The organism is Pseudomonas sp. NPDC088444 (genome assembly GCF_044900175.1).
In the GTDB taxonomy this organism is placed as follows: domain Bacteria; phylum Pseudomonadota; class Gammaproteobacteria; order Pseudomonadales; family Pseudomonadaceae; genus Aquipseudomonas.
In genome coordinates this window covers 17700-31174 of the sequence record NZ_JBJDNK010000018.1, presented here as the reverse complement: position 1 = coordinate 31174, position 13475 = coordinate 17700, and the positions used below count along the sequence as shown (strand labels likewise).

The window sequence follows — 13475 nt, the reverse complement described above, 5'->3', positions numbered from 1 at the left end:
CACTCGTAACGCGAAGGTCGCAGGTTCGATTCCTGTTTTCGGCACCACGCACAACAAAAAGCCCGGTCATCACGACCGGGCTTTTTCGTTAAAAGAGGTCGCCCAACTGGCCTCAAAGGCTCCAGTCGTTCACCACTTTGTTCTTGTTGAAGTAAATGGTCAGACTGTTGCCGTGGTGCTCGGTGTCACCGTTCATCTTGCCGGACGCGGTGGACGCAGCGTTCGAGGCGCCGTTGGCGTAGCTGGTCATGTTGAGCGCACTGGAAACGGCGCCCGCGCCGGGGATGTAGCCTGCCAGGCTGGATGCATCGCTCAGGTTGCCGGATTTGTCATAAGTCCAAGTGTAAGTACCGTCCGAGTGAGTGTGTTGGCCATCCGGAACGCCGTAGATTGCCTGAACCTGGCTCTGAGTCGTTTGATGCGGGGTGATGTGGTTCTTGACGTAGGTGGCGCTGAACTTGTCTTCGCCTCCCATGGTGCTGCAACCGGCGAGGAGCGTGACGGCGAGCAGGCAAAGGAGTCTGATTTTCATGGTTGTGTCCCTACAATTGATGAAGTGTCGAGAGTCGCCATGCAATGCAGGTGACTCGGCGCCCGCGAGTGTATCTTTCGTAAGAAAAATCCTACAAACATCAAAATGTGCGCTGGTTCACGTTTTGGATCCAGCCTGGCGATTGTCCGATCAGCGGCGATTACCGGTGAATGGCGCGAATTGAGCTTAAAAATGAGTGAGTCTAATTTCGCTATTCGTTTGAGTGGTGCAGGAAAGTAAAAAGCCCGATCTTGTAAATGAGTCGGGCTTTTTCTCACTCAAATGAACGCTCAGATACTCAGCCGCATCGACAAATCCACCGCCTTCACATCCTTGGTCAGCGTGCCGATCGAGATGTAATCCACCCCAGTTTCGGCAATCGTGCGTAATGTCGCATCGGTCACACCACCACTGGCTTCGAGTTTGGCGCGGCCTGCGGTGAGGCGGACGGCTTCGCGCATGTCGTCGAGGCTCAGTTCGTCGAGCATGATGATGTCAGCGCCGCCGTCGAGGGCTTGTTTGAGCTCATCGAGGCTCTCGACTTCGACTTCCACCGGTTTGCCGGGCGCGATTTTGTGGGCGGCGGTGATGGCTTCGGCGATGCCGCCGCAGGCTGCGATGTGGTTTTCCTTGATGAGAAAGGCGTCGTACAGGCCGATACGGTGGTTATGGCAGCCGCCGCAGGTGACCGCGTATTTCTGTGCCAGTCGCAGGCCGGGGAGGGTCTTGCGGGTGTCGAGCAGTTTGACCTGGGTATCGGCGACCATGTCCGCGTAGTGCTGTGAGCGGGTGGCGACGCCGGAAAGCATCTGCAGGAAGTTAAGCGCGCTGCGTTCACCTGTGAGCAGGGAGCGGGCCGGGCCTTCGAGGTGGAACAGCACTTGATTGGGCTGGACCCGGTCGCCGTCCGCGACTTGCCAATGCACTGCGACGCGCTGGTCCAGTTGACGAAAAACGCTGTCGACCCAGGCAGTCCCGGCTATCACCGCAGCATCGCGGGAGATCACGGTGGCCTTGGCCAGACGCTCGGCTGGGATCAGTTGCGCAGTGATGTCGCCACTGCCCACGTCTTCAAGCAACGCACGGCGTACGTTGGCTTCGATTTCGGCGGTCAGAGCGGCAAGACGTAGGTTCGGCATATCGGACTCCACATACTAAGTGGCCGGAGTATAAGGCAGTCGCCTGTACCAACCCACCTGCCTCTTTTCATTCAAACGGGTGCAATCAGCTGCACTTGGTCGGTTTTTTCGCCTTTGATGCGACAGATCGGGATTTTCGCGGTCTATCGCTGCACGTGCCGCTTCGCCCACTTCTATTATTTCAATCAAGGCGAAGAGTCTGCTGGCGGGCGGACGGGATTTGCAAGATACTGCGCCTTGTATTTGACGTCATAGCCTTGACGTTATCGCCGTATACCCCAGGGACAAAACTTCAAAATCCGGTCAAACCCAGGCGCCGCCTGCGTTTGTCATTAAGCTGTGGCTGTTGCGTGAGTTGGTTGAAGAAAGGAGTCCTTGATGCAGAACGACAGTAAAGTGGTGCCTTTGAGCAAGACGGGGCCGGATCAGCCGGGGTCCTCGCCTGTCGCTCGGCTGCCGGTCGTTCTGCTTCAAGTGCGTGACAAAGCTGCACAGCAACTCAAGGAAAGCCTTCAGACCCTATTCGACAACGCCGACGACACGCTCTTCGAAATGGCGGATCGGGCGCGAAACAACGCCGAGCAAAACGTCTTTTTCGAAGCCATGCGCGATTTGCGTCTGAAGCGAAAGAGCATCGAACGCAACTTCCTGGACAAATTCTTCGAGGCCTTTTTGCGCCTCGGCCAGTACGAGCTCGCCGAGCCGATCCTTTCTGAACCCGTTTCCTTCGACAAACTCTCGCTGGTCCACAATGACGACCTTGAGCGCACTGTGGCCGTGGACACCATGGTCACCAAGGTGATGAACCGCGATGGCGTTGCATTGGGCCAACTGACGGCGCGCCTCAATCAGCTGATTCCTCAACCCTTGACTGACGAGACCAACCCTCTCGGTCCGACCTTGCTGTGTGATTTCTTTCTGCAGGCTGGTCGTAATCTGGGGGTGGAGATCAAGGTCAAGCTAATCATTCTCAAACTTTTCGAAAAGTACGCGCTGACCAATGCGGACCATCTGTATGAAGAGGCCAACCTGCTGCTGATAGCGGCGGGAGTGTTGCCGGATTTGAAAGTGCTACCCTCGCGCCGTTCGACGGATCGCTTGTCCAGCTCTGTGCCGCCAACAGAGGCCCAACGCGCCGAAAGTGCGGCGTTGGTGCAGGCGGCGGAGAAGCTCGACAAAAGCGTGCAGGAAGTGTTCTCGGCGTTGCAGGAATTGCTGGTCTTCGTGCGGGGCAACCTGACGCCTCGTCCTGACAACGCTACCGAATCCCGGCCGATTTCCAGCCAGGATTTGCTGCGCTTGCTCTCCCATCTTCAGCAATACGTTCCTCGCGCGGAAACGCCCGAAGATTTCGACCTGCGCGCTCAACTTGAACAACTGATCAGTCGCGTAAGCGCCCGCAGCGGAAAATTCCGCACCGTGGGTACGATGGACGAAGACGTGATCAATCTGGTTTCGATGCTCTTTGAGTTCATTCTCGACGATCGCAACCTGCCGGACTCGCTGCGGGCGCTGATCGGTCGTTTACAGATTCCGATGCTGAAAGTCGCGGTCATCGATAAGAGCTTTTTCAGCCGTGGCAGTCATCCCGCGCGCCGGCTGCTCAATGAAATTGCGTCCGCTGCGCTGGGGTGGGGCGGGCGCGATGACAGCCAGCGTGATTCGCTTTACACCCGTATCGATCAGATCGTGCAGCGGCTGCTGCATGATTTCGTCGACGATCCGGCGATTTTCACCGAACTGTTGGTGGATTTTCTTGCATTCACGGGTGAGGAGCGCCGCCGCAGCGAATTGCTCGAACAGCGTACGCGCGATGCGGAAGAGGGGCGGGCGCTGGCCGAGCTGGCGCGTCAGCGTGTGCAACAGGCACTGAACGATCGCTTGCGTGGCAAGACGTTGCCCGAAGTGGTCGTGCGTCTGTTGCAGGAAGCCTGGAGCAAGGTGCTGCTGTTGACGTGCCTCAAGCATGGCGAGCAGTCCGGCGAGTGGGCGGCCGGCTTGCAGGCGATGGACGACCTGATCTGGAGCGTTGAACCGCACGACGAGCCTGAGGCGCGTCAGCGTCTGTTGGAGCTGGTGCCAGGGCTGCTCAAGTCGTTGCGCGATGGTCTGAGCAGCGCAGCGTTCGATCCGTTTGCCACCAGTGAGTTTTTCAGCCAGCTCGAAGCGTTGCATGTGCAGGCCTTCAATCATGCTGCCCGTACACCGGAGGAACAGGGGCCCATCGCCGAGGAACCGATCGATGGCCCGCCGATGACCGTGGTGGTCGAGGAGATCGTGCTGGTGGCGCCGGGTGAGCAAGTGTTCAGCGAGCCTGCGCTGCACCTGCCCGAGAACGATGAAGGTCTGTTGCAGGTCGACAAGCTGCGTCTGGGCAGTTGGGTCGAAATTCAGGAAGACGAAGATCACAAGCTGCGTTGCAAGCTGGCGGCGATTGTTGAGCCAAGCGGGCGTTACGTGTTCGTCAATCGCACCGGCATGAAAGTGCTGGAGAAAACCCGGATGGGCCTGGCCGTCGAATTCCGTCGCGGGACGATTCGCGTTCTGGATGATTCGCTGCTGTTTGATCGTGCGCTGGAGTCGGTGCTGGGTAACCTGCGCAAGCTCAAGGGGTGAAAACCCTGCGTTCGCCCCTGCACTGATACCCCCCCTTGGGAGCGGCCAACGTTTGGATTTGTGCCCACATCCCTTCCCATCGCGGGCATACTGCTCGCTGTCGATCCCGGTTTTAAGGACCCTTCATGCAGTTGGACCCCGCCACCGGCTGGTGCCACGGTGCGCATCATTGCCCTTCACCCAATTTCAATGCCCGTCCCGACGCGGAAATCTCTCTGCTGGTGATTCACAACATCAGCCTGCCGCCCGCGCAATTCAAGACTGGCAAGGTTCAGCAGTTCTTTCAGAACCGGCTGGACGTCACAGAACATCCCTATTTTGAAGGCATCGCCGAGTTGCGCGTGTCCGCGCATTTTCTGATCGAGCGCGATGGCGAGCTGACGCAGTTCGTCTCTTGTCTGGATCGCGCCTGGCATGCGGGCGTATCGCGGTTTGAAGGCCGAGAGACGTGCAACGATTTTTCCATTGGCATCGAGCTGGAAGGCACTGACGATCAGCCGTTTACCGACGCGCAATATGACGCGCTGATTGCCTTGACCCGCCAGCTACAGTCGGCATGGCCTGCGATCACCACGCAACGCATTTGCGGGCACAGCGATATTGCGCCAGGACGCAAGACCGATCCGGGTCCATGCTTCGACTGGTCGCGTTTTCGTTCGGCGTTACAGGTTTGAATCCAGGAGTGGGTAATGAGTTTTCTGGTGTTGTTGTTGGCGGTATGGATCGAAAAGTTTTCTGCGCTGCGCCATCGAGTTCAGCGTGACGGGCCGTGGCTGGCGCAACTGAGCCGTCTTGAGTCCAACCCGCGTACGGCCAGGCGGCCATGGTGGATTCTGACCCTGACCGTGCTGTTGCCCTTGTTGGTGCTGGCGCTGGTTCTGGTGATCGTCGGGTCGGTGGCCTACGGCTGGCTGGCATTGCCGATTCACCTTTTGGTGCTGATGTACAGCCTGGGCCGTGGCGACATCAAAGCCAATCTCGGGTCGTTCCGTGACGCTTGCCGTCGTGGCGATCAGGAAGCCGCTGCGCTGGTAGCCGAACGCGATCTGGGCGTGCGTGCTAAGAATGAAGAACAGTTGCTGGGCGGCGCGCAGACGTATTTGCTGTGGCAGGTCTATCAGGGCTTCTTCGCGGTGATCTTCTGGTATTTCGTGCTCGGGCCGGTGGCGGCGCTGGCTTATCGTTTGCTCGCCCTGGCCGCCGAGCGGGGCAAGACTCCAGCGCTGGTCGAGCGCGCGACGCAACTGCGTCACGCCTTTGATTGGGTGCCGGTACGGCTGCTGGCGGCGAGCTTCGCGCTGGTGGGCAATTTTGTGGCCGTCAGCCGCGTGATGCTCAGTGAACTGCTCAACTGGAACATCAGTGCCTCGGATTTGATTACCCGTGTCGGTTGCGTCGCAGGAGAAGTGCCTGCGCCGGTTGTGGGCGCCGAAGGTGTGAACAGTCTGGACGTGCTGTGGGAATTGCTGATTCGTTCGGCGATCGTCTGGTATGCCGGGTTTGCGCTGTTTACGTTGTTGGTTTGAGTTGAGTTGGTGTCCAAACACTTTGCGTGGGTACGTAGGCCCTCGGTTCCCAGAGCCGATTCTATGGTGGCCGACCAACCGTCTTCGCCAGCAAGCTCCCACAGGTTCGGCGTTGAACGAAAAATATGGATTCGACGCAATCACTGTGGGAGCCGCCTTGGTGGCGAAAAAGGCTGGCCAGCCACCATAGAACCTCCCACATGGAAATCGTCTCTGCACTTGAGGCTGTGTTCCCTCTGAGTTTTATCACCTGCCAAAAGGAGAGCTGCATGTCGAACCCGCGAATCGAGAGGATCCTGATCACCAACGACGACGGCATCGATGCCCCGGGGCTGGAAGTCCTGGAAGCTGTCGCGCGGGAGTTGGCCGATGAAGTCTGGATCGTCGTGCCTGCCCAGGACCAGAGCGGGATTTCCCATGCACTGAGCCTGCATCATCCATTGCGTGTGAAGTCATATGGCGAGCGTCGCTTTTCCGTTTCGGGCACCCCGGCCGATTGTGTGGCCGTGGGCGTGCGTCAGTTGATGGACAAGCCGCCCCAACTGCTGCTGTCTGGCGTGAACAAGGGCGCCAATCTGGGCGTCGAGACCATGTTTTCCGGCACGGTGGGTGCCGCGATGGCGGGCCTGTTGTTGGGCGTTCCGTCGATTGCCTTGAGCCAGTTTTTCACCCGCCGCGATGCGGTGAAATGGGGTACCGCGCGGGCATTGGCACCTGACGTGATTCGTCGGTTGATCACGATGGAATGGGCGGGTGACGTGTGTCTGAACGTCAACTTTCCGGACGTCGAGCCAGAGGACGCTGGGCCACTGCAAATCACTCGGCAGGGGATCGGTCGCATGGACGGCCTGAACATCACCCAGCGCACCGACATGCGTGAGCAGGGTTATTACTGGCTGAACATCGACCGCCATGAGCGCCCGGATTTCGATGACAGTGAGACGTGGGTGGTGACCCATGGCGGGATCTCCGCCACGCCGCTGCGGTTTGAACGTACGGATCTGGACGTCATGGCGCGTTTGAAAAACAACCTGGCCGACTAATGAGCACATCCCTGTAGCCCTCCAATTACAACGATCTGAGCCACTCAATCGATTCTGATTGAATAGAGAAGTGGCTCTTGGCTACTCACTAATAAAGTCTGACTTTCTTGCTTAGTGAGAAACTTTTGCTATAGCTAAAAGCCTCTCATTTCTTCCCATGAGGCAACGGAATGTCAGTCGCAAAGAAAATGAGCGTGGGACAACTCACTATGTTGACGGCCGTCAACATGTTGGGATCCGGCATTGTGTTATTGCCTACCAAACTCGCCGAAGTCGGCGGTATTTCCATCCTTTCCTGGTTGATCACGGCCACAGGCTCTCTGGCACTGGCCTATGCGTTCGCCCGCTGCGGCATGCTCAGTCGCAAGACCGGTGGTATGGGTGGATATGCTGAATACACCTTTGGCAAATCCGGAAACTACATCACCAACTACACCTACGGCCTGTCGTTATTGATTGCCAATGTGGCGATCAGTATTACCGCCGTGGGTTATATCCAGACGTTGTTCGACATAAAACTGGGGTCGTTGCAAGTCGGTCTGGCGACCATCGCGTTATTGTGGATCACCACATTCGCCAACTTCGGTGGCGCAAGCATCACCGGCAAAATCGGCTCGGTGACGGTGTGGGGTGTGATTGCGCCAGTGGTGCTGGTGTCGACCATTGGCTGGTTCTGGTTCGACAGCAGCGTTTACGCCGCAGGCTGGAACCCGCACGACATGCCTTGGTACAACGCCGCGGGCGCATCGGTGGCGATCACGTTGTGGGCGTTTCTGGGACTTGAGTCGGCGTGCGCCAACGGCGATGCAGTGGAAAACCCCGAGAAGAACGTGCCGATTGCGGTGCTCGGCGGAACACTGGGCGCGGCAGTGATTTACATCGTCTCGACCAACGTCATCGCCGGGATCGTCGATAACGCCGAATTGGTCGCGTCCACTGCGCCGTTCGGTCTGGTCTTTGCCAAAATGTTCAACCCCATGATCGGCAGCATTGTCATGGGGCTGATGGTGCTGGCCTGCATCGGCTCGTTGCTGGGCTGGCAGTTCACGGTGGCGCAGGTGTTCAAGAGTTCGGCGGACACCGGGTATTTCCTACCGATTTTCGCCAAGGCCAACAAGCACGGCGTGCCCATCATCAGCATGCTGATCCTGCTGGCGATGCAGACTGCCATGGCCTTGCTGACTATCAGCCCTGACCTTGCCAAGCAGTTCGACACGCTGGTGAATCTCGCGGTCGTCACCAATCTGGTGCCGTACATCCTGTCCATGGCCACGTTAATGACGCTGCAAAAAGTATCGAACGTCCCACCCAACAAGGCACTCCTTACCAACATCGTCGCGTGGATCGCGGCGGCCTACAGCTACCTGGCGCTATACAGCTCGGGCGCGCAGGCGCTGATGCTCGGCGGTGTGGCAACCATCGTCGGCTACACGCTGTTCGGCTTCGTGAACACACGTCTGATCAAACTGGAAGCGCTGAATAACAGCGTGCCGACCCAGACCGTTTCGGCGCAGCACATCGTGGGCGAACCCGTTCCTGTGAACAACCTGAAGACGGCCACACTGGAGATCCAATCATGACGGAATACAGACACCTGCTCGGCATGCTGGCACTGCTGGTCTGCAAGCAGCCCGACAAACGCAGCGTGTTCGGTCGCGCGTTGATCCAGTTGATCAGCGATGTCGAAGAGCGTTCCATCAGCGTGCTGACGTCCGAGAGCCTGAGCGACGCCAAGTCGATCCTGAGCACCGACCCGGCCATCCAGTGTGTGCTGCTCAGTTGGGAAATGGACGACAGCGCCGACCATCAGGAATGCATCGACCTGCTGACGGCTTTACGTGAACGCAACACCCGCGTGCCGGTGTTCCTGATCAGCGACCGCAGCACCGCGTCCAGTGTGCCGCTGATCGTCATGCAGCACGCTGACGACTTCATCTGGCTGCCCGAAGACACCAGCCGTTTTCTCAGCGGGCGGATCATGGCGGCCATCGAGCGTTATCGTCAGGCCGTGTTGCCGCCCATGTTCGGCGCGCTGCTCAAGTTTGCCCGCAGCTATGAATACTCATGGCATACACCGGGGCACGCGGGAGGCACTGCGTTTCTGAAGAGCACTGCGGGCCGCGCTTTCTATGAGTTCTTCGGCGAAAACCTGCTGCGTTCGGATTTGTCGATTTCGGTGGGTGAACTGGGTTCGCTGCTCGATCATAGCGGTCCGATCGGGCAGGGCGAGCGTTACGCGGCGAAGGTGTTTGGCGCCCATCGCACGTATTACGTGACCAACGGCTCGTCGATGTCCAACCGGGTGATTCTGATGGCCAGCGTGACCCGTGATCAGATCGCCCTGTGTGACCGTAACTGCCACAAGTCCGCCGAGCATGCGATGACGCTCTCGGGCGCGATTCCGACCTACCTGGTGCCGACCCGCAACCGCTACGGCATCATTGGCCCGATTCTGCCGCAGACGCTGAGTGCCGAAGGCGTGAAAGTCGCCATCGCCAACAACCCGCTGGTCAAAAGCCACATCGACCCGACGCCCGTGCACGCCATCGTCACCAACTCGACCTACGATGGCCTGACGTACAACGTGACACGGGTCGAAGAGCTGCTCGGCCAGAGTGTCGATCGCCTGCACTTCGACGAAGCCTGGTACGGCTACGCTCGCTTCAATCCGTTGTACAAGGACCGCTTCGCGATGCACGGCAGCCCGGACGATCACGACGCGTCCAAGCCCACCGTGTTCGCCACGCAGTCGACCCACAAGCTGCTCGCGGCGCTGTCGCAGGCCTCGATGATTCATGTGCGAAATGGTCGCAATGCGATTCCTCACGGGCGCTTCAACGAGTCGTTCATGATGCACGCCTCGACCTCGCCCAACTACGCGATCATGGCCTCGTGCGATGTCAGCTCGGCGATGATGGAGGCCCCCAGCGGGCACATCTTGACCAACGAATCCATCGAAGAGGCCATTGCGTTTCGCCAGGTCATTTCACGCATGCAGAGCGACATGCTCAGCCATGACGACTGGTTTTTCTCGTGCTGGCAGCCGCCCTCCGTGCCGGTGGGAGCAACGTCGATTCCGTTCCATGAAGTCGATCCCGCCAAGCTCAAATCCGACCCCAATTGCTGGGTCTTGCACCCCAACGAGGTGTGGCACGGATTCGGCGACATTGAAGACGGCTATTGCATGCTCGACCCGATCAAGGTGTCGATCCTCAGCCCCGGCATGGGCGACGACGGCAATCTGCTCGACTTCGGCATTCCAGCGTGCGTGCTCAGTGCGTACCTGGGGCGGCAGGGGATCGTCGTCGAGAAAACCACCGACTTCACCATCCTGTTCCTGTTTTCCATTGGCATTACCAAGGGCAAGTGGGGCACGTTGGTCAACGCGCTGCTGGACTTCAAACGTGATTACGACACCAACCTCGAACTGGAACTGTGCCTGCCTGATCTGTTGACGGCCAATCAGCAGCGCTACGCGGGGATGGGGTTGAAGGATCTGGCGCAGGACATCTTCGCTGCCATGAAAAAAACCAAAACCACGGCGGCCATGGCTCAGGCATTCGGCACGCTGCCCAAGGCCGAATTCAGCCCGGTTGAGGCGTATGAAAAGCTGGTCAAGAACGAGGTCGAATCGGTGACTTTGGAGGAGGCGGCGGGGCGCATTGCCGCGACCGGGATCGTACCCTATCCGCCGGGGATTCCGCTGTTGATGCCAGGTGAAAATGCGGGGCCGTCGGATGGGCCGTTGCTGGCGTATCTCAAGGCGCTGGAGAGCTTCGATCGGTCATTCCCGGGGTTCACCCATGACACCCACGGGATCGAAAGCGAGGCGGGGGTTTATCGGTTGTTGGTGTTGAAGTAAGTCTGTGCACAATCATTGTGGGAGCCGCCTTGGTGGCGAAAGCGTTGTGTCGGCTAAGGATGTGCTGGCTGACTCGTCGCATTCGCCACCAAGGCGGCTCCACAGTGAACTTTCAGTGTTGCGGATTACGTCAGTTGCTCTGAATCTTCTGCAACGCCTGCTGCGTCAACGCCACGCACTCGCGTGCACCGTCATCGTTGTGCCGCGCCAGCGCGGATTCGGCGCGGTGGACGGTGGTGTCGACGTCGCTTTTGACGGCATCGCTGAGGTCAGGTTTGGCGACTTTGGCGTCTCGAACTTTGCTCAAATTCATCTGGCACTGGCTGTTGTCATCGTTGGCCGACGCCGCGAAGGGCAGGGCGAAGGCAGTCAGGAGCAGGCCGGTGAGCAGGGCGTGTTTCATGTTGTTTTCCGCAGAAGGTAGGTAAGGGGTTCACGGTCTGTGCGAACCTGCTGCATGAGACAGCGGATTTCGGATTTCTGCCAGAGCGACGCCACCTATAAATTCAAAACCCATAGGCTTTCCCGCTGAACGGCAGGCCACTGCGCTACCATGGCGCGGCGATCCCCGCGCCTGTAGCCGAGCCGTACCGATGGACATTGACCTCGCCCGAACCTTTCTTGAAATCGTCCGCCTGGGCAGCCTGATGGCCGCCGCTGAAAAGCTGCACGTCACCCAGACGGCGATCACCGCTCGCGTACAGAAACTGGAAAGTCATCTGAACTGCACACTGTTCATCCGCAATCGCACGGGAGCCAGGCTGACCTCCGATGGCGAGGCGTTCGTGGTGTACGCCAATCAACTGGTGCAGACCTGGGACGCAGCGCGCCGCGAGTTGCCCTTGCCTGACGGCTATCGTCATGTACTGCGCATCGGCGCGGAAATGAGTCTGTGCAACCCGTTGATGCTCAGTTGGGTGCGTGAAATCCGCAGCACCATTCCCGACTACGCGCTGCATTCGGAGGTCAAGGATGGCGGGGTGTTGATGAAGGATGTCGAGCGCGGCGCTCTGGATGCGGCGCTCGTCTACCAGCCTGCGTACTGGCCCGCGTTGCAGGTGGAGGAGGTGCTGGAAGAGAAGCTGATTCTGGTGCGCGTGGTCGGCAACCCCGAACCCTACGTGTATATCGATTGGGGACCGGCATTTCGTGAGCAGCACGACGCGGCGATGCCGGAAAAGTCCAAGGCGGCTGTAGCCTTCAACCTCGGGCCGTTCGCCTTGCAGTACATTCTGGACAATGGCGGCGCCGGTTACTTTCGTACGCGAGTGGTTCAGTCCTACCTGGATCGCGGCATCATGGAGCGCGTGCCATTGGCGCCCGAGTTCAGCTATCCGACCTATCTGGTCTATTCGCGGGACAATCCCTCAGCGACCCTGCAACACGCCTTCGAGTTGTTGCGTGAGATCGCTCGGGAAAATGGCGATTGGTCGCAGCGCTGGGACCCACTGATCTAGGCCTGGATGCGCTGCTGGGCGTTGGCTTCGGCCAGCAGCAGGATCATTTCCAGGTCCTCGCGAGACACGTCGATGAACGCGCCGACGTCGTCCAGCGCCTTGTCCAGATCCGCACTGTTGAAGCCTCTTTCTATGGGCGTTAGAGGCGGCGCAGAAGGTGCCTGCGCGCGCGGGTAGCGCATCTGTGTCAGGTTGTTGTAGATCAGGGCCGTGATCAGCAGCGCCGATGCGTTGAGCATCACCGGCAGCAGTACCTGTAAACCGAGCGCAGACAACTCATGTTTCGACGTAATAATGCTGATCGCCACGGCCGCACCCGGCGGATGCAGGCAGCGGCAGACGCACATGATCACCATTGCCGAGCAGACCGCGACGCCCGCCGCCGCGATGGTATTGCCGAAGACTTCGATGCACAGCAGCGCCACGAGTGCAGAGATCAGATAACTGCCGATGATCGGCCACGGCTGCGCCAGAGCGCCAGTCGACACCGCGAACAGCAGCACCGCCGACGCACCGATGGGACCGAGCAAATGTAGCGTCACATTCAGGCCAAAGCATTGCTGGCTCAACAGCGCACTGACGAAAATGCCCAGGCAGGCGCCAAGTGCAGAACGCGACCATTCAGCCGGATGCGTGTTGAGTGAGTGAGGGATGAAGCTGCGAAGAAGCGATTTCACGCGAGAATTCCAGGGTGAAAAAAGGAGCTCGCCGGTGGCCGCCGAGCTCCCGCACAAATGGGGCAAGTGCCAGAAGTTTTCAAAGGGCAGAACGACGAAAGGGAGGTCGTTGCGGCGACCTCCCGTCGAACTCAAAGCACAGGGAGTGTGAAGCGGAAGAAGCGGTGAAGCAAATTCGAAAAAATGCAGCTTCAGTTCAAAAAAATTGAGTTAAACAGCGCGCGACTGCCCCGAAGGACGCGCTTGGCGGGCAGGTCGCGCAGCGTCAACTTCCAGTAAATGCATGGCCAACACATCCGTCAGAAAACGGAACTGATCGTTGAAGCCCACAACCTCATTACTGAAGTGGTTTTCCGCCGACGGCATCATGAAGGCATCGAAACGTTTGTCTTCGATCAGGCTGTGACGGTTTTTGCGCACGACGACATGTTGTGAGTAGTAGTTATTACCAAAGTTGGGAAAACTAACGTGCAGGGTGACGTCTCGGGTCATGTCGAGTGCTCCGCATTAAACAGAAAGTTGAACGTTACTTGGTGCTGATAAGTGTCAGCTACTTGGACTTAATGAGTCCGTGCCATCACACGATTAGCCTGTTCGTCCGCCGTGGCAGCCACGGGTTCCAG

At 58.7% G+C, this 13475-nt stretch carries 12 protein-coding genes; 7 read left to right on the top strand and 5 right to left on the bottom strand.

What is annotated here, in order from left to right; translation table 11 throughout:
* Positions 1–112: 112 nt before the first annotated feature.
* Positions 113–532 carry a hypothetical protein gene (locus ACI2KB_RS26620; RefSeq protein WP_404639648.1) on the bottom strand — a complete coding sequence of 140 codons (420 nt, stop codon included), beginning with the start codon at positions 530–532 and terminating at the stop codon, positions 113–115.
* 290 nt (positions 533–822) lie between these two features.
* Entirely contained in the window at positions 823–1671 is an 849-nt protein-coding gene (nadC, locus tag ACI2KB_RS26615) for a carboxylating nicotinate-nucleotide diphosphorylase (protein ID WP_404639646.1), read from the bottom strand.
* A gap of 378 nt (positions 1672–2049) precedes the next feature.
* Between nadC and ACI2KB_RS26610 the strand changes: the two genes are divergently transcribed.
* The 6 genes from ACI2KB_RS26610 (at position 2050) to ACI2KB_RS26585 (ending at position 10718) form a co-directional block, all read left to right on the top strand.
* Positions 2050–4287 (top strand): DUF1631 domain-containing protein, encoded by a 2238-nt coding sequence (locus ACI2KB_RS26610; protein WP_404639644.1) that lies wholly within the window; start codon positions 2050–2052, stop codon positions 4285–4287.
* A gap of 125 nt (positions 4288–4412) precedes the next feature.
* Positions 4413–4961, top strand: a complete 549-nt coding sequence (gene ampD / locus ACI2KB_RS26605) for a 1,6-anhydro-N-acetylmuramyl-L-alanine amidase AmpD (protein WP_404639642.1) — start codon at positions 4413–4415, stop codon at positions 4959–4961.
* A 15-nt stretch (positions 4962–4976) separates the two neighbouring features.
* The gene (gene ampE, locus ACI2KB_RS26600; protein WP_404639640.1) at positions 4977–5813 is read left to right on the top strand and encodes a regulatory signaling modulator protein AmpE; all 837 of its coding nucleotides are present in this window, start codon (positions 4977–4979) and stop codon (positions 5811–5813) included.
* A gap of 269 nt (positions 5814–6082) precedes the next feature.
* Positions 6083–6856, top strand: a complete 774-nt coding sequence (surE, locus tag ACI2KB_RS26595; RefSeq protein WP_404639638.1) for a 5'/3'-nucleotidase SurE — start codon at positions 6083–6085, stop codon at positions 6854–6856.
* A gap of 170 nt (positions 6857–7026) precedes the next feature.
* Positions 7027–8436, top strand: a complete 1410-nt coding sequence (gene potE, locus ACI2KB_RS26590) for a putrescine-ornithine antiporter (RefSeq protein ID WP_404639636.1) — start codon at positions 7027–7029, stop codon at positions 8434–8436.
* Positions 8433–10718, top strand: coding sequence for an Orn/Lys/Arg decarboxylase N-terminal domain-containing protein (locus ACI2KB_RS26585; protein ID WP_404639634.1), 2286 nt, complete (start codon positions 8433–8435; stop codon positions 10716–10718). Before potE ends, ACI2KB_RS26585 begins: the two co-directional genes overlap by 4 nt.
* Positions 10719–10848: 130 nt before the next feature.
* Here the strand turns inward: ACI2KB_RS26585 and ACI2KB_RS26580 are convergent, their stop codons facing one another.
* Complete coding sequence (locus tag ACI2KB_RS26580; protein ID WP_404639632.1) at positions 10849–11121, bottom strand: hypothetical protein; 273 nt, start codon at positions 11119–11121, stop codon at positions 10849–10851.
* A gap of 190 nt (positions 11122–11311) precedes the next feature.
* Here ACI2KB_RS26580 and ACI2KB_RS26575 point away from each other — a divergent pair, with 190 nt between their 5' ends.
* Positions 11312–12175 carry a LysR family transcriptional regulator gene (locus ACI2KB_RS26575; protein ID WP_404639630.1) on the top strand — a complete coding sequence of 288 codons (864 nt, stop codon included), beginning with the start codon at positions 11312–11314 and terminating at the stop codon, positions 12173–12175.
* On the opposite strand, the gene ACI2KB_RS26570 is transcribed toward ACI2KB_RS26575, so the two are convergent.
* Positions 12172–12852, bottom strand: a complete 681-nt coding sequence (locus tag ACI2KB_RS26570) for an HPP family protein (RefSeq protein WP_404639628.1) — start codon at positions 12850–12852, stop codon at positions 12172–12174. The genes ACI2KB_RS26575 and ACI2KB_RS26570 overlap by 4 nt on opposite strands.
* 210 nt (positions 12853–13062) lie before the next feature.
* Complete coding sequence (locus ACI2KB_RS26565) at positions 13063–13344, bottom strand: hypothetical protein (RefSeq protein WP_404639626.1); 282 nt, start codon at positions 13342–13344, stop codon at positions 13063–13065.
* Positions 13345–13475: the final 131 nt, after the last annotated feature.